General features: G+C 43.8%; 9 protein-coding genes. 5 read left to right on the top strand and 4 right to left on the bottom strand.

The window, feature by feature from the left end; all coding sequences use genetic code 11:
• The 4 genes from FKX85_RS03540 (at position 1) to recQ (ending at position 6,392) form a co-directional block, all read left to right on the top strand.
• Positions 1–792 (top strand): rhomboid family intramembrane serine protease, encoded by a 792-nt coding sequence (locus FKX85_RS03540; protein ID WP_141613420.1) that lies wholly within the window; start codon positions 1–3, stop codon positions 790–792.
• Positions 793–794: 2 nt separating this feature from the next.
• A complete protein-coding gene (locus FKX85_RS03545; RefSeq protein WP_141613421.1) occupies positions 795–1,715 on the top strand; it encodes a rhomboid family protein in 921 nt (306 codons plus the stop codon).
• 803 nt (positions 1,716–2,518) lie between these two features.
• Positions 2,519–4,036 (top strand): hypothetical protein, encoded by a 1,518-nt coding sequence (locus tag FKX85_RS03550; protein WP_141613422.1) that lies wholly within the window; start codon positions 2,519–2,521, stop codon positions 4,034–4,036.
• A gap of 229 nt (positions 4,037–4,265) precedes the next feature.
• A complete protein-coding gene (gene recQ, locus FKX85_RS03555) occupies positions 4,266–6,392 on the top strand; it encodes a DNA helicase RecQ (RefSeq protein WP_141613423.1) in 2,127 nt (708 codons plus the stop codon).
• A gap of 1,321 nt (positions 6,393–7,713) precedes the next feature.
• Here recQ and FKX85_RS03560 read toward each other — a convergent pair.
• The 4 genes from FKX85_RS03560 to FKX85_RS03575 form a co-directional block, all read right to left on the bottom strand.
• On the bottom strand, positions 7,714–8,715 hold the full coding sequence (locus FKX85_RS03560) for an acyl-ACP desaturase (protein WP_141613424.1): 1,002 nt from the start codon (positions 8,713–8,715) through the stop codon (positions 7,714–7,716).
• 316 nt (positions 8,716–9,031) lie between these two features.
• Positions 9,032–10,477, bottom strand: coding sequence for a SusD/RagB family nutrient-binding outer membrane lipoprotein (locus FKX85_RS03565; protein ID WP_141613425.1), 1,446 nt, complete (start codon positions 10,475–10,477; stop codon positions 9,032–9,034).
• Positions 10,478–10,487: 10 nt separating this feature from the next.
• Complete coding sequence (locus FKX85_RS03570) at positions 10,488–13,712, bottom strand: SusC/RagA family TonB-linked outer membrane protein (RefSeq protein ID WP_141613426.1); 3,225 nt, start codon at positions 13,710–13,712, stop codon at positions 10,488–10,490.
• Positions 13,713–14,605: 893 nt separating this feature from the next.
• A complete protein-coding gene (locus FKX85_RS03575) occupies positions 14,606–15,493 on the bottom strand; it encodes an SMP-30/gluconolactonase/LRE family protein (protein WP_141613427.1) in 888 nt (295 codons plus the stop codon).
• Positions 15,494–15,695: 202 nt separating this feature from the next.
• Here FKX85_RS03575 and FKX85_RS03580 point away from each other — a divergent pair, with 202 nt between their 5' ends.
• The gene (locus FKX85_RS03580; protein ID WP_141613428.1) at positions 15,696–16,949 is read left to right on the top strand and encodes a dipeptidase; all 1,254 of its coding nucleotides are present in this window, start codon (positions 15,696–15,698) and stop codon (positions 16,947–16,949) included.
• Positions 16,950–18,187: the final 1,238 nt, after the last annotated feature.

Here is an 18,187-nt window from a genome sequence, read left to right on the forward strand (position 1 = left end):
ATGTTTAGATCACTAACCCCCGTCGTCAAAAACCTATTACTGATCAATGTGGGCCTTTATGTCGTCGCAAGCTTCCTTCTGCCGCAATTGGGAGGGTTCTTTGCCTTGTACTACATCGAGAGCAAATATTTTATGCCGTTTCAGTTTTTGACGTACATGTTTATGCACGCTGGGCTTTGGCACCTGATCAGCAATATGTTTGGACTGTTTATCTTTGGCCCCTTGCTGGAGCAATTCCTCGGCCCCAAAAAACTGCTTATCCTATGGATGGTCTGTGGTATCGGATCGGGGGTCCTATACTCTGGCTACACGGCCTTTCAGATGAACCAGCTGAACCAAAAGGTGGAGACCTTCTATAACAATCCCGACCCGGAGGTATTCAATCAATTTGTCTCTGATAACAGCTACATGTTTAATACTGGTGTTTATGATTTTATAGACAAATTCAGCCGTGATCCAGGCAATAAGACCTATATCCAAAATGCCAAAACAGTCATGAACGACATCCGGGAGCAAAAATCCAATATCCCAATGGTAGGTGCCTCCGGCGCCCTGTTTGGAGTACTGGTGGCCTTTGGGATGCTGTTTCCAAACACCCAGCTGTTTTTGCTCTTTCCCCCTATGCCGATCAAGGCCAAGTACCTGGTGCTTTTCTATGGTCTCTATACGGTTTATAACATTATTGTCAACAATCCCACGGATAATGTGGCCCACTTTGCGCATTTTAGTGGTTTAATAATCGGCGCGATTTTGGTAACTTTCTGGAAAAAGGATAGAACTAGCTTTTACTAATCATGTACGGAGGATTCTGGTATTATTTGAAAAACGCATTTAACCAAAGAGACAACAGTCTATACAAACTGCTGGCCATTAATATCTTGGTCTTTCTGGTTTTTTTAGTGCTTAGGGTGTTCCTTACCATCAGTGGTGAAGGAGCGCTTTACCAACAAATCCTAAGTTACTTTATGATGCCTGCCGAGGTGGGCAGGATCATCACGCAGCCATGGTCCATCTTCACCTACATGTTTATGCATGAAGGCATTTTCCATATCCTTTTCAATATGCTTTTCCTGTATTGGTTTGGACTGCTGATTCAGGAATACCTGGGAAGCAGGAAGCTTGCCAACCTCTATATTCTGGGTGGACTCGCTGGCGCAGTACTCTATGTCATCATGTATAATGTGGCACCATTCTTCATCGAACAAAGAGATATGGCACTCATGCTGGGAGCCAGTGCAGGTGTCTATGCCATTGTCGTAGGGGCGGCGACACTTACCCCTGACACGACATTTCATTTGATCCTATTAGGACCTGTCAAGATAAAGTATATCGCAATTTTCTATGTGCTCATTGCCTTCGCCAACAGCACTGGTGCCAATGCCGGTGGTGAATTGGCCCACTTGGGCGGCGCAGCCTTGGGTTATTTATATATCACTATGCTTCGCAAAGGAACCGATTTGGGAGCTCCTGTTCAGGCAGTAGGTAAGTTCTTCGAAAACCTCATCGCCGGCCGACCAAATGTCAAGGTGTCCTACCGCAAGAAAAACGCTCCCTACAAAAGCGAGCCGCTCCGTGATACGGAAACGAAATCCACCAAAAAAGATGGTACCACCCAGGAAGAAATCGACAAAATCCTCGACAAAATTGCCGATAAAGGCTATGACAGCCTGAGCAAAGAAGAAAAAAGGAAGCTGTTTGAATACAGTAATAAATAGACGTAAGTCTTGAGATGTGAGTATTGAGACTTGAATCCGATGTTCCTTTCCGCCGCGGCGGGGGAGGTTAGGTGGGGTAGATTGGAGCAGACAAGCACAATTCGTTATGGATGGTTGCTGCTCTCGTTATAGCAAAAATGATCAAAAGTACGGAGGAGCTTGAAAGGAATTGGTCAAAACTTCCGTCCAGGAAAGAACCGGTTATTATAATGTTTGACAATGAAAACCAATAATTAATCCGGTCAACTATAATCAGAGAAGCACATCACTTTTTTTCTTTGCTCTTGTACATCCATCTTGATACTTGTATTTAGCTACTAAGCTCAGCTTGACGCTGTAATCAAGCATGAAGGATTGGTTTAGATGGTGTTTTTAAAAGACTCCCCTGAAAGGGTTATTTAATCCAGCTCAATGAAACGCATTGGGCTAATTGGTAGGAATGACACTACCTGCGGCCTGTAAGGTCAGCTAAAAATTATCACTATTACAAGTATTCCCGTGAACATTGTTTGGCTAGATGAAAGTGGCGTGAGCTAGGCTTTCAGCCTGCAATAGGGGAATGGGTTTGGGTCTATTCCCCAGGGTTAAAGTTAGGAAAGGCTTTCAGCCTTCGACTCTTGACAGGGGAATCACACTTGATATGGGCATAAGCTAAATTTCGGGTTTAGATTAGCAATGCAGGATTTACTTCGACAGCTAAGATGTTATAAATCGAACTGAGGTTATTAGATAAATTAGAAAACACATATGAAATAAACTTTAAATCACTACATTATAGTCATAAATACCTTTTCTAGATTATAATGAAAGGTCAATCACGCCATTTACTACTGGTGATGTTTCTAGTGGTTTTGTCCATGCATTCTACCGCTATCGCCCAGCAATACACCTACGCCCCTACCAATCCAGGATGTAATGGACAGTGGATTAACGGAGACTGTTGGGATATTACCTACCCCGACCCTTCCTGTACCGTCAGCAATTCCTACCCCCCTGGGGCAAGCACTTGCCATACCGAAATCATTATTAATGACGACTTGTCGCGTCTCACTTCGATAAGCTTCCCCGGCAATACAGACATCTATATCAATGATGGCGCTTCGCTCACTTTTGGCAATAACGTCACCATAGATGATGACAAAACGATGAACGTAGTTTTTGAAGAGCCCATGTCCACATTAACTATCGGTGGGAACCTAACTGTGAATGACCAAGCTACCTTCTCCCTAACTGGAGACACCGACCGGCTACCATCAGATCCTACATCCAATTTTTCCAATATCGGCAATGTGAAGATTGATGGAACAGGCACGATCGCCATTGATGCCAATGCCGGTATGGATATCGAAGGTAACTTGGATATCCATACGCCATCCAACAATTCTGCAGACTTTGCCTTGATTGATGTAGATGGTATTTTCAATACCACGTCCATCATTGTTCGTGGTAACTCACACCTGGTATTTGAAGTTGCTGAAAACAGTACGGTTATCGCTTCAGAACCCGAAGGGACGCTTGAAATGAACGGCAATTCAAGTATGACATTCATCGGTGACTATAATGAACCTGGAGGCGATGAAGATGGGGATAGCATCGTAGAAGTGGGCGGCAACATCGATACCAATGGCAGCGGTGCACTGATCACCGCTGATGATGCCACTATTTACACCTGTTATGAATTCCCTTCCGGAATTTCCACCGAAGAATTCCGCGAAGGGCAGTTTTTTGAGGGAGAATGTTCAATATTACCCGTGATCTGGCTGGATTTCTCGGCTGAATTTGATCCCACTACTGGTTATGCAAAACTCCATTGGTCCACTGCAAAGGAATGGGAAAGCAGCCATTTTGAAATAGAGCGGGTGCATGCTTCGTTGGATTCTTTCCAGATAGTCGGACAGCTTACCGCCAAAGGATGGTCAGACCAGCCTTCCTCTTACTCTTACTACGACAAGATTGACACTTTCCTGATCGATAAGTTACATTATCGTATAAAACAGGTGGATTTCGATGAAACACACACATATACTAAAGTCATCGCACTTACTATCCCCATAAATGCTAAAAACACGTGGACCGCGTACCCTAACCCCAGCACTGGCCAGCTTTTTCTTCTACGACCAAAGCACTTTTCCGGCACCATCCAAGAAATCAGCGTTCGTCTCTATTCTCCTGCCACTTCCAATGAGATCGGCCATCTAAAACTCCCCGCCCAACAGATTATTCCAATTTATTCCTTGATGAGCAAAGCACCGCTGGGATTGTTGATTCTAGAGATCAATTGGGATGATAAAACCGAACATATCAAGATTCTCCACCAATGAATCGAGCAAAGATGAAAAAAAATTAATCAGATCTGAGTACAAATTTGTCATGTCTCGCATCTTGCTACTACCTTGCTTTGCCCGTTTTTACTACCATAAGACACCTTCAAGTCCTACTGGTAAATACTACTGCTTTTTAGTTTAGTGTACATTAGTTTGGTTTTTCAAAAATTCATTTCCCTTGAAAAGTTGATTAACTTTAAGGATTGTAGAATGACTAAAGCAGCGCATGATTACCCCAAAGGAAGTACTGAAGAATTTTTATGGATACGATAGTTTTCGCGGTCAGCAAGAGGCCATTATCCAGAGCATTTTAAAAAAACAGGATACTATTGTCCTGATGCCTACCGGTGGGGGAAAATCCGTTTGCTATCAAATCCCAGCCATGGTCAATGAGGGCCTTACACTGGTCATCTCCCCGTTGATTGCGCTGATGAAGGACCAAGTGGACGCATTAAATGGCATTGGCATCGCCGCGGCTTACCTGAATTCTTCGCAGAGCACCAGCGAACAGCGCTTTGTATCCGAAGAGATCAAGTCGGGCAAGCTGAAACTCCTGTATGTAGCCCCAGAAAGACTCTTTGGTGGTGTTTTCCCACTGACTGAGACCCTAAAGACGACTCCTATTTCCCTGGTGGCCATTGATGAGGCACACTGTGTCTCGCAGTGGGGGCATGATTTCAGGCCTGATTACCTGATGATCGGTCGGCTGAGACAGGAGCTTCCTTCTGTACCCTTTGCTGCACTCACTGCCACCGCAGACAAACAGACCCGGGCTGACATCGCTGATAAGTTAGGGCTAAAAAATCCAAAATGGTTCATCTCCAGCTTCGACAGACCAAACATCACCTACCGCATTGTACCCAAAAGAAACTCATTTGACAAGCTTTTGGGGTTTCTGGAATACCACCACAAAAATTCCGGCATCATCTACTGCCTGTCCAGAAAAAACGTCGAGGACATGGCTGATCGGCTGCAAGCAGCGGGCCTCTCGGCCTTGCCCTACCATGCTGGCCTCGACAGACAGACCCGGGCAAAGCACCAAGAAAAATTCATCAAAGACGAAGTAAAGATCATGGTGGCCACCATTGCCTTTGGCATGGGGATCGACAAATCCAATGTGCGGTTTGTGGTACACATGAACATGCCGCAAAACGTCGAGGGCTACTATCAGGAAACAGGGCGTGCCGGCCGGGATGGCCTTCCCAGTGATGCGCTGCTCTTTTACAGCTATGCCGATGTCATGACGCTCCAGCGCATGATCGATACGCCTGAGAACCCTGATTACTCAGAAGTAATGCTTGCCAAGCTGGATAAGATGAAGCACTTCTGCCAGTCCACCACCTGTCGCAGGCGCTATCTGCTGGGCTATTTTGATGAAGAAGAAAAAAAAGACTGTGGCAATTGCGATCGCTGTCTGAGCAAAGGCAACAAACAAGACATGACCATGCCTTCCCAGATGTTACTGTCCGCTATCGTCCGGCTTAAAGAAAGCTATGGCCTTGGCTATTGCATACTGGTACTGCGAGGATCAAAATCTGCCAAAGTCCAAGAAGACCACAAAGCCCTATCGGTCTATGGCGTGGGCAAAGACAAATCAGAAGATTTTTGGAAAAAGCTGGGCCAGCACCTCCAACAGGAAGGGTATTTGGCAGAAGCCGGCACACAGTTTCCCACCTTAAAACTCACTACCACCGCTTGGGAAAAATTGAAAAGCCGAGAAAAATTCCTTCTCAACATGGAAGAGGGAGCGCTAGAGCATCAAAAGAGAAGTACGCCTTATGAAGAAACACTTTTTGAGGAGCTGAAGCGTATCCGTTTTGGTCTAGCCCAGAAGGAAAACGTACCGCCTTATGTGATATTCTCTGACAATACCCTTGTGGAAATGGCCACCTATTTACCGCAAGACCATGACAGCTTTTTGCAAATGTCCGGTGTGGGCCAGCTAAAAGCCGAAAACTATGAAAATCATTTCATTCCAGTGATCAAGGCCTATACGGAAGAGAACCAACTCAAGCCCAGAAAAAAACTCTCTGCCAGTAAATCCTCGAAGTCCAACAGCACCGGCATCTCCAAGACAGAACTGGTGACCCTACAATACCTTAAAGATGGGTTGAACATATTTGAAATTGCCAAGGCAAGGGAAATGAGTCTTACCACCATCGAAGGGCATATTGCCAAATTGGTAAAGATGAAAAAACTGGACGCCGAGAAGTTTATGTCAAAGGACGACCTGCTGAACATCCGATTATTCTATAGAAGGCAAGAGGGTCGGTTTCTAAAACCAATAAAAGAACATTTTGGTGACCGCTATTCATACTTCCAGATAAAAGTCGCCATTGCTGAGGAACAGTAAGAAATACTGGTGTAGTTAAAGCGTCACTGGCCACAAAAGTACCAGGATGAAAAGTCAAGTGAAGACCAACACCCGGATCAAGTGAAAAAATGGGGGGATTAGGGTTGGTTTCGATAGCACGCAGATGATGCAGATTAATAAGATTTGCGCTGATTTTTTATAATAAACGCGATTTAAAATACCGTCCTTGCGAGGAAGTATAGCCTGTCCCGAGCTATCGGGAACGTGGCAATCCCGTATTAAGAAAACGAGATTGCTTCACTCCGTTGCTCTGCATTCGCAATGACGGATTTATACTGATTTTATAATTACACATTCCTATTGCTACATTAAAGAGAAATATGCTTACCAAAACCACCTGGAAATCTCTCATCTTCCAGAAATATTGCTTGGTCCTCAAAATGTGCGAAAAAGGAGGCAAACGAAAAAGTTGAGGGCATGAATCCCTTTATTTTAATAGGATTTCCTTTTTGTTTTTTTGCCACAAAGATTCTAAGACCCAAAGCTGTTTGTTTTCCATGAAATTTGGAATCCGCCTACAAAACACTTCGTGTCTTGGCGACTTCGTGGCGACATACCAAATGAATATAAATCTTCTCCCGCCCCCAGAAATATTGCTTGATCCCAACACCCTCCCTCACTAAATGCTCCTCCCTCCTCCAAAGACCGATAAAGGATCAAGGCGAAAACAGAGATCAACTAGAGAACAAATGATAACCACTAGGAAGACAGGGAAGTAAATCAAGTGGAGTAAATTGATTTACTTAATCTTAAAAACTCAGCTATTAGCCGTTTCAATAACTAAATTCAAGCAATTCCCAGAAATATAGCTTGATCAAGTTTTAACACTACTCCCCACACAAAGCCCCCTTTAACCCCCATAATAACCTATCGAACAATCGGTTACATACAAAAAACCCATTTTTTACCAACGCCCCTAAATAATAAACGAAGTGCATAAAAACCAAAAAATACCCCAAACTGGGTATTTTTTGGGAAATCTTTATGGCCTACCTTTGGAGTAGGGTGATTAAGCAACTTTTTCCACTTTGTTTTAAGTGAATAACGAAATATCAAGAGGCCATTTTAGTTCTTACTTTTTACGGCCTCTTATTTTCAACCCACATTCCAAGACTTAGAAAAAAGTAACGTAAAATAGCTGTCTTGGGAAAGCAGCACATTCGATAAATGAAAAACCTCCCTAAGTTAGAAGGCATACCGCAGTATATTTTCTAATGCATATTGTGGGTTTACTTTCTGTTCAATAAAAAAGCCGGCAAATTGCCGGCCATATTTAAAATTCACTACATCTCATTTCAACTTACTTTAACCAAGCAAGGCTAATTTCATCTGGCGTTTTCAGCCTGTCAGCAAGGCGCATGTAGCGATCAGCCAATCCTGACAGGTATTCCTGCGCTTTAGCCGCTCTTCCTTCTAAGCCTGTAAGGTTTTCGATTTTCCATAATTTGACCAAATGATCAATAATTCGTGCATAATCCCATCCGGTATACACACCAATTTTTTGGGTAATGGCCGAAAACTGATCGAAAAGTGTGGGATTTGGCCCTCCTTTGCCCATCAATACCGCAGGCATCACGATCTGCTTTCTCATCATCTTTTCGAATGCCAACACCGCTCCATTTGGATCTATTTCAAAGATCCGCGACATAAAAGACTTATAAGCCTTTTCGTGCCTCGCTTCATCTCCAGCGATAGTTTTACATATCCTTGACAAGGAGATATCCCCCGCCTTATCTGCCAACTTTCCGGTATTCACGTGACTTACTTTGGTGGCACGCTCCTGAAAAGAAGTATAGATCATGGCCTGATAGGGATCTTTCTCTGATTTAGGATCAAATCCATTATATATCAATCGATGGATGGTCTGTTCTACGAGCTTCATATCGGCCCTTCCTGACAAATACAAATACTTGTTCAGCAAATCACCATGTCGGTTTTCTTCTGCCGTCCAAGCTTTTGACCACCTTACCCATCCGCGATCCGAGAGCAGACTACCTTCCGGATTGATCCCTTCCAGCAGGTTAAAATAAGTTTGGTAACTAGGAAGCGCTTCTTCTGTAATCATATTACCAATCAAGCTGGTAATCACCGTGTCTGGTATTTCAGCAGCTCTTTCCTGAATTTTCCTAATCTCATCAAAGGCATCGGGCTGGCTCATATCAGGCAGAAAATCTGTAGGCTGCCAGCACTCATCTGGATTGACCAACACCGAATCCACCGTTTCACCGACAAACTTATCCAGTTGGTTGGTTACTTCGAGATTTTTCTCCAATTCATAATTAATGGGTTCCGTACCTTTCATACTAAATTTCTTCTATTTGGGCGTTTAAAGAGTATGACCTGCTTCCTCTACGCATATTCTTTATTTACACCACCTCAGGTCTTCTTCTTTACAGTAAGTGTGGTATTAGTGAAAACGTTTAATCAGGTCAATATGTTTTCCAAAACACCACAAGTTAGCTATTTAATAGCAAGACACATAAAAAAGAGAAAAAATTCTATCTGTAGACAGGATAAAGAAGGTTTTTAGGTAAATAATAATAATCTATTTTCCCAAAAAAAAAATGCTACCCACATTCGCAGGTAGCATTTTCTAACTTCTAAAGTATATAAAGGTATTAATTTACGTCCCAGAACAGTGCAGTTTCACCACTGTCACCACCAATGGCTTCAGCGGCTGCTGCCCTATTTGCTCCGTTCAATGTCTGCTCGTTGACAGGATAGATCATTCTCAATGGAATAACAAGAGCACTGGCACCGTCCACTTCAGGAGGCTGCAAATTAGGAGCGTCTAGCCTTCTCCACTCAAGCCATGCATCATAGCCTCTGTTGTATAGTGCTATCCACTTTTGCGTCCCGATCACCTGTTTCCATCCTCCTGGTGCGGTGATATAGTTCACTGAAGGCTGCGCCAGGTAGGCGGTCACATCACTTGCAGATCCACCCCAATAGGTGATCGAAGCAGTAACGGCACTGGTATAATGCTCCACTGCTGTACCGCTCACACTATATCCTCTCTCCGCTGCTTCTGCCAAAAGGAAACTTACCTCTGCAAAATCCAACAACACTCCCTCTTGAGTAGGATCAGCAATTTTTTCACTTACAGTGGAAAAATTCGCATAGCTGTTCTCAAAACCATATCTTCCTCCAATAAATTCTCCGTCAACTTGACTAAAATACTGGATTCTCCTAGGGTCATTTCGATCGTTCATCGCATCTACAAGTGTACTTGCCGCTACGTAATCTTCCCGAGTAGAATATTGTCCTTTTACATTGGATGAAACCGGGTTATTATTTGGTTCGGCACCCATGTAAGGAAAAGCTGCATTATCGTCGTTACTTGTAAAGACATTTGCGGCAGCTTCCTCAGCTAACGTCTGGGCCTGGGCAGCATCAGAATCAGCAATGACCAACGCCAACTTAAGCTTTAGGGAATTTCCGAATTTCACCCATTTCTCCATATCTCCATTGTAGAAGAGATCGCCGTCTTCAAAACCATCAGCATCCACAGAAATCAGATCCAGGGACTGGTCAAGCCGCGAAAGGATATCATTATAAATGGTCTGGGCATCATCATACTTCGGCAATGTAATATCCGGATTCAACGCCTCAGTATAGGGGACATCCCCGAAGGTATTCACCAAAACAGACCATGCATACACCTCCATGATCCCAATCTGGGCCATTTGGTTATTTTTGATGTCCTCTTCAATGAAATTGTCGGCAGACAATAACCTTTTGGACTCCTTAAGGTCCATCAGTGTATTTCTGTAAAGCCTATCCCACATATTTTGGGGGATAAGCCTGGAGGTCATATTGTAGCGAGGCTCGTCCAGATATTGTGTGGAAGTCCAATGCTGCGCATAAAACCTGTAATTGTTTACGTTCACATTCGGAGTCATTAACGCATCCGAAAGTTCCTTTACGGCATTCGTAAATAAAGTAACGGGCGGCACTTCATCTGATGCATTTTTCTGATCCACATTGTATTCATCCAAATTATTGACGCAGGATGATACCAGGATCAGAAAACAAGATAGTAATGTTATATGTATCTTTTTCATGTCCGTCGATTTAGAAATTTAATTTGATGTTGAAGCCATAGTTTCTCATAGCAGGATAGGCTCCACTTTGATAGCCGCGGGCGGCATTTCCTGAACTCAATCCTTCTTCAGGATCGGAGTATTCCATGTTCTTGTGGATGATCCACAAGTTACGTCCTACCAACTGCAGGTCTATACCCTTGATGGCTCCCATTCTTGAAATAAGTGATTGTGGTAAAGAGTAAGACAATACCAGTTCACGAAGTTTTACGAAACTTCCGTCATAAACGTACATTGCACGAGGAGCACCTGCATAGTTATTGGCAGCATAGCCAAATGGTGTCAATCCATTTCCATCTTGGTTTTCCGCATAGATGTCATTTGGTGAACCATCTTCCTTGACACCAGGAAGCAAAACACCACCTCCTTCAGATACAGGATCCCTTGAAGGGTTTCCTTTTGCATTTAGGCCAGCACTATTTGGGTACAGGCCGGTAGCTTCTCCGTACCACTGGTCAAGGGAGAAAACATCACCGCCTTTTTTGATATCAATAAGAAATGCAAGTGATACGCCTTTATAGGTAAGGGTGTTGTTAATACCACCCATCCAATCTGGATTAGGGTCACCAATGATCTCGTTAGCCGACCCTGTAGCCATGTAATAGCCATTCTCATCTACTGTTCTTTGACCATCTGTGAGGAAAAAGTCCGTACCTCTGATCACCCCATATGGTTGGCCTACAGCTGCATTCACCGACACGCCCCCTTGGAATGATTCGATGGGTATATTATCCACCTTGTTTTCACCTTCACCGTATAGGCTAATTACTTTGTTACGGTTCAAGGTGAAGTTCAGGTTCATGTTCCACATAAAGTCACTGGTCTGGATAGGGGTGACATAAGCGGCTATTTCAATCCCTTTATTCTCCATCTCACCGGCATTTACAAACCTTTCGGAGTATCCAGTGGCAGTGGTAGTAGCAACTGGCAGGATTTGGTTAATAGTACTGGACTTATATACCGTAAAGTCAAAGCCAAACAAGCTGTTGAAGAAGTCCATTTCCACACCAGCCTCAAAGCTTCGTTGTCTTTCCGGTACTAACTGGTTATTGTTTCTTGTATCTGGAATAGAGAAAAGAGGAACAGAACCAAATGAAGTCGGTTTGCTATATACATCATAGACACTTAATGGAGGAGCATCATTACCCACTTCTGCGTAGTTGATCCTTGCTTTGGCATGGGATAACCACGGTGCGTTTTCGATTACTTCTGAAAACACGAAGTTGGCACCAGCTGCTGGGTAGAAATAAGTGTTATTGCCATCCGGTAATGTAGTGGATTTATCTTGACGTGCAGAAAGCTCCAGGAAGAGCATTTCTTTGTATCCCAAGTTAGCATTGGCATAGACACCATCCACTCCTCTTCTTGTATATCGTTCTACTGGTGGTTCGATAGGACTTGCGGAATTGGACAATGAATACAGTCTTGGTACCACCAATCCGCCGTTAGTTTCCGCCCTGATATCGCTGGTTTCTTCCCTACGGATATTACCACCCAAAAGGCCGTTTATCTTAAAGTCCTCAGAAAGTTGTTTGTTGAAATTCAGGATCAGGTCATAGTTTGATTCCCTATGGGACCTGTTATACCTTGCATACTCGGCCACTCCGGCACTTCCTACAGCAATGCGCTCTTCTTGCATGTCAAAGGTAGAGTTCAGCGTCGCCCGTCCCATGATGCTCAACCAATCTGTCAGCTCATACTTAGCCATGGCAAAACCATAAAGGTTGTCCCTGCTGTCGTTTGAGTAATTTTCATACGCTGACCAATATGGGTTGTCAGAGTAAATCGGTCCTGTATTGGAAGAGTTCCAGTTCCACGTGTCGTTTTGTCTGTTTCTAAAATAAGCAGCTTCTTGCTCCTTAAGGTCCACATTGGTTTGCCACCACTGTCTGAACTGCTGGTTAGGATTTCGTCCATTGTACCCAGTTCCATACCTTCCGATACCATCTACACGGCTGTAGTTGGCAGAAGCACTTACCGTCAGCTTTTCTGTGGCATCATAAGAACCTGAAAAATTAAGCATATTCTTGTCAATGCTACTATTGGGCAGGTTTCCCTTGATATCGTTTCTGGTGTATCCCAAATTAAAAGTACTCTGCTCTCCACCGCCACTTACGGCAATGCTTTGATTGGAGTTTAATCCGGTCTCATAGTAAGAGCTAGGGCCGTTTTGGGCCATAACCCAAGGTCTTGTCTGACCATAATAAGGAGAAGTCGGATCCACGGCATCCCAGTGGTAAACCTGTAGGTTTGGATCATAAGCAGGACCATAAGAAGCATCATCCTGGAACCTTACCACAGGCGCTACTCCGTCACCCCAATCTTGGGAAGCACGGAAATCCTGGGAATATCCACCACCGTACTCCGTCTGGTAGGTAGGAAAGGTACTTTTATCCATAGAACTCCATATCACACCACTGTTGATAGAGATGTTCATGCTGTTCTTTTTCCCTTTTTTAGTGGTAATCATGATCACCCCGTTGGCAGCTCGTGATCCGTAAAGTGCAGTAGCGGCAGCACCTTTAAGCACGTTTACCGAAGCGATGTTGTCAGGGTTGATATCCGAGGCAGCATTACCATAATCGGTACCTACCCCACCACCTGCTTGATCAGTGGTATTATTATTGGCGTTACTCACAGGGACGCCATCAATCACAAACAGGGCCTGGTTATTACCAGAAATAGAAGAATATCCCCTGATCACCACGTTTGTGGCTCCACCCATGGTATTGTTGGTCCGGATATCCAGGCCAGCCACTTTACCGGAAAGGGTGCTTACAAAATCTGCAGATCTGGCACGTGACACCTGATCACCTTTTACTTCCTGAGCTGCGTATGCAAGCTCGTTTCTGTTTCTTTCTACACCCAAAGCTGTCACGACCACTTCCGATAATTCCTTTGCATCGGAAGCCATCGACACATCAATGACCGTTCTGTTATTAATTGGCACCTCCTGAGTGGTCATGCCAATAAAAGAGAAGATCAATACTTCTCCACCTGCTGGTACTTCTAATGAGTACTTACCATCCAAGTCTGTGACGGCACCACGCGAGGTACCTTTCACTAGAATGCTTACGCCTGGGATCGGCTCTTCGCTATCAGCTGAAGTAACCGTCCCTGTTACTGATGTAGTCTGTGCAAAAGAATATTGCAAAAACATACATAGCAAGAGGGCTAATTGTACACTTTTCTTCATATGCGGTTGATTTGATTTTGGCACAAAGTAGAAATCTCCATGCTAAAAAAAAACTTTATGATTTTTTAACATTTTGATAACCCTAAGCCATACCTCGTCAAATTATTGGTTTTCAGTAATTTAACGATTTTAAAATTAATTAAAAAAAATTGTCCTTTTCTAATAGTCTATAGCACTAATTCAACCAAGGGATAATTGTATGGAAATCGATTTCCTAAAAAATAAATTGAAACAAATTCACATGTATACACAAGAAAATTTCATCAAAATACAGAAAACCCATCTTTAATTTTTAAGTTTCCAAATTAAATTTTACAACCAAATGCCTTTTAACAGGATGCTTTTTATTACAGTTAGCATAAATTCAAAATCAAAATAAAATTCTGATTTTACCGATAAAACAAAAGCAGGCAATTTTAAAGACAATCCTATTTCCACATGAAAATAAATGAAATTAATGGATCGGTATTTACCCTATTTTCTTTATGAAATCACACTATTTAAAGAAACAAGTTCTTAAATATGGCCTAAAGCCCACAAATGCCATTCCAAGTAGTTTAAAATTTTTGTAGCAATAATCCAAAAATCACCTCATAAAGCCGATTCAAAATATCACTTCGTATTGACACCATCTACAACAACTTACTGCTTTCGGTCCTTCACGAACCCATTCGCTGTTGCCCCAATAAAATAGCCGTACCAAGAAACCTATTTGGTTTCCTGATACGGCTATTTGCTACATGCATTTCTAAATCCGTGCTCAATTAAAGATAAGCGAAGTTAGCCACCCAGCTCGACTCAGATGAGAACAAAACCATTGGGAAAAATAAGCACTATCCACATTTCTATGGAAAATTGATAATCCATTCACACGTGGATAAGACCTGACCAAATCAATAACTCAGTTTATACGCAGCCACCTTATTCTTCATGAAGGTAGGTACCAACACTAAATTCTCCTCCTCCAAGTATCCAATATCAGCAGTATTGGACTGGACATCCTTGGTATCCAGGAGCTTGGTCTCGCTGTCACCTTGGATGATCCATACTTCACCTGCCCATCTGCTGGCCAAGTAATTTCCTTCTCCCAAGATGATCAATCCATCACCACCTGTCACGGTACTGTTCAGTACTTCTGGGGTTCCATCGGCTGAGTATCTCTTCAGCCCTTCACCATCGAGTCCATACAGGATGCCATTGCCATCCACTCGCAGGCCATTGATATTTGTCTGACCCTCTGCCAAAGTACTGATCTCGCCGTCTTCCAATACATGGATCAATCCATTTTCCATATCAGAGAAATAAACTTTATTGCCATGCACATCTAAGTCGTTCAAAAAACTCGCTCCCTCCACAGGATACGTATTTATAATTTCACCTTTTTCGATATCGATCTCTACGATATCATCGATATCCGTCACATAGAGCTTTCCGTCCAGAATACCCATACCTTTGGGCCCGTCCATTCCGGCCACCCATTCTTTTTCCAGTATTTCACCATCCTTCGAAATAATGGATATAAACCCTTTACCATCATGCTCCCGGGCGTCCCCATCAATATTGGCCACGTATATGGTACCTGTGGACGGATCCACCAACACGGACTCACAGGTGGTGAGTTCTGCCGGTGTTTCCCAGACCAAGGTCATACTTGGTGCTACTTTTTCCTCCACCACAGTGATTTCCTCTTCCTGAACCTGCTCTTTCTTTTCACCGCCACATTGGCAAAAAAGCACCGGTGAAGCGGCCAATAGCATTAATAATTGATTGCGTTTTTTCATGTCTTGTGTTTTTTATGGTTAATGTAATTTCAAAAATATTTTATTAAAATTAGTAAATTTCCATACCTTTTAATAAGTTTTGCCTACTCCTATATTCAGTAGCTATACGAATATTTGTTTATACCCATTATACACCGCTGATCATTATCTTTTCGGCACCTGTAAGGTTTTGCTGTACCTTATCCTAAAAATTATCAAACGTATGAAACAAACATTTCTACCAAAAGCTAGTACCTTCTTGCTCCTCGCTGCACTTAGCTGTAATGAAAAAACGACCCAAGTAGATTATACCACCCTTTCAGACGAAGCAAGGCTTGAAGCAGCCAAGGAAATCGCCCATGAGACCATCATGGTGGACGGCCACGTAGACCTGCCCTATCGTATGAAAGTTGGCGGCTTTACCCTGCAGCGGGAAATTCTCGACGTATCAGAAAGAACAGAGGGGGGGAACTTTGATTTTCCCAGGGCGAAGGAAGGTGGTCTGGATGCTCCCTTTATGTCCATTTATCTGCCTGCCCGCTATCAGCAGACCGGTGGTGCAAAAACCTTAGCAGATTCGCTGATCCTAATGACCAAACGCCTAGCAGAAACATGGCCTGAAAAGTTTGCCATGGCCTACGGCCCCGATGATATTGAAGCCAATTTCAAAGCAGGAAAAGTCTCCCTTCCCATGGGCATGGAAAATGGTGCCGGCATTGAAGATGACATAAACAATGTGGCCTACTTTCATGAAAAGGGCATTCGATACATAACCCTTACTCACGGAAAGGACAACCTTATCGGTGACTCATCCTATGACACCAGCAGGACCCATGGCGGGCTCACTACATTTGGCGAGCAGGTGGTAAAAGAAATGAACCGTGTCGGCATCATGGTGGACATCTCGCATGTCTCGGATGACACATTTTACGATGTCATGAAATTAACGGATATACCGGTCATTGCCTCCCACAGCTCATGCAGAAAATATACTCCGGGATTTGAGCGGAACATGGATGATGAAATGATCAAACTACTGGGCAAGAAAAACGGCGTGATCATGATCAACTTTGGCGGAAGCTTCATCGACGGTGACTATAATGAAAGAACCGCGGCAGTACGCGAACATATCGTCAACTGGCTCGCAAAAAATGAGCTTAGCCGCTCTGACTCCACGGCCAAGGCGTACATCGAAAAATATACTGGGGAAAACAATGTCTTTCCAGACGTTAGCCTGGTGGCAGACCATATTGATCATGTCGTAGAAATCGCAGGCATTGACCATGTAGGCTTCGGATCGGACTTTGATGGAGTAGGCGATTCCCTCCCCAATGGTCTTAAAGATGTTTCCATGTATCCCAACTTGCTCGCTGAACTGCTCAAGAGAGGTTACAGCAAGGATGATATCGAAAAAATCTGCTACAAAAATGTCTTCCGCGTGTGGCGGGCCGTAGAAGACGCGGCAAAGGCTTCCTGAGTGCATTGAATAGTGGATAAACCCGGATTTAGCACCGTTTAGTTAACGCATATCCCCGATAGTCATGCGGGGCAGGCTATCTTGATCCCAACAGATCGGGAAAGGATCTTTTCAATTGTGTTATAGGAGAAAGATTCCCTCGCCACGGCGAAATGACGGCTTTATCACTGTCTGCTTATCTAAACGGCATTGAATTCAGGGTTAATGTCGTTTAGACAAGTGCCTTTTATATAAATAAAAGGCAACCTGAACAGACCTGTCTAGTCGGCCATAGCCGTCAGTTTAAGCTGCTATCGGTACGCCAACTGCCACGAATAGCCCCGACGCGCACAGTGCGGGACGGGTTAAAGTTGAGCTCGTACCTTCCCCGTATTTGAGCTGAAAGCTCAGTTTCAAAGTTCCCGCAGTACAGCTGCAGGAACAACAGGTGGCCTGTTTTTTTGCCACGAAGACTCGAAGTCACAAAGTAGATTTGTTGGGAAGTGTCGTGCAGTCTGCACCTTTGATTCCCCAAAAAAACTTAGTGCCTTGGTGACTTTGTGGCTTACCCATATCTTACTCGTTACCAAGCTGGCCCACCTAACGGCGGGGCAGACCAATTGGCGGTGATATACCACTTAATAGAAAAGACTAACGCTCTATGCTGCCCGTACTTTGACAAGTGTATAGTAAAAACCCAACGCTAGTGGTTCCGCAGCACAGCTGTCGGAACAACAGGTGGCCTGTTTTTTTTGCCACGAAGGCTCGAAGTCACAAAGTAGATTTGTTGGGAAGTGTCGTGCAGTCTGCACCTTTGATTCCCCAAAAAAAAACTTAGAGCCTTGGTGACTTTGTGGCTTACCCGTATCTTACTCGTTACCAAGCTGGCCCACCTAACGGCGGGGCAGACCAATTGGCGGTGATATACCACTTAATAGAAAAGACTAACGCTCTATGCTGCCCGTACTTTGACAAGTGTATAGTAAAAACCCAACGCTAGTGGTTCCGCAGCACAGCTGTCGGAACAACAGGTGGCCTGTTTTTTTTGCCACGAAGGCTCGAAGTCACAAAGTAGATTTGTTGGGAAGTGTCGTGCAGTCTGCACCTTTGATTCCCCAAAAAAAAACTTAGAGCCTTGGTGACTTTGTGGCTTACCCGTATCTTACTCGTTACCAAGCTGGCCCACCTAACGGCGGGGCAGACCAATTGGCGGTGATATACCACTTAATAGAAAAGACTAACGCTCTATGCTGCCCGTA

The organism is Echinicola soli, assembly GCF_006575665.1.
Lineage (GTDB): Bacteria > Bacteroidota > Bacteroidia > Cytophagales > Cyclobacteriaceae > Echinicola > Echinicola soli.

Excerpts from the sequence above, each read along its gene's own strand:
- FKX85_RS03540 (WP_141613420.1), top strand. The coding sequence starts at position 1 with ATGTTTAGATCACTAACCCCCGTCGTCAAAAACCTATTACTGATCAAT.
- FKX85_RS03575 (WP_141613427.1), bottom strand. The coding sequence starts at position 15,493 with ATGAAAAAACGCAATCAATTATTAATGCTATTGGCCGCTTCACCGGTG.
- FKX85_RS03570 (WP_141613426.1), bottom strand. The coding sequence starts at position 13,712 with ATGAAGAAAAGTGTACAATTAGCCCTCTTGCTATGTATGTTTTTGCAA.
- FKX85_RS03545 (WP_141613421.1), top strand. The coding sequence starts at position 795 with ATGTACGGAGGATTCTGGTATTATTTGAAAAACGCATTTAACCAAAGA.
- FKX85_RS03580 (WP_141613428.1), top strand. The coding sequence starts at position 15,696 with ATGAAACAAACATTTCTACCAAAAGCTAGTACCTTCTTGCTCCTCGCT.
- recQ (WP_141613423.1), top strand. The coding sequence starts at position 4,266 with ATGATTACCCCAAAGGAAGTACTGAAGAATTTTTATGGATACGATAGT.
- FKX85_RS03550 (WP_141613422.1), top strand. The coding sequence starts at position 2,519 with ATGAAAGGTCAATCACGCCATTTACTACTGGTGATGTTTCTAGTGGTT.
- FKX85_RS03565 (WP_141613425.1), bottom strand. The coding sequence starts at position 10,477 with ATGAAAAAGATACATATAACATTACTATCTTGTTTTCTGATCCTGGTA.
- FKX85_RS03560 (WP_141613424.1), bottom strand. The coding sequence starts at position 8,715 with ATGAAAGGTACGGAACCCATTAATTATGAATTGGAGAAAAATCTCGAA.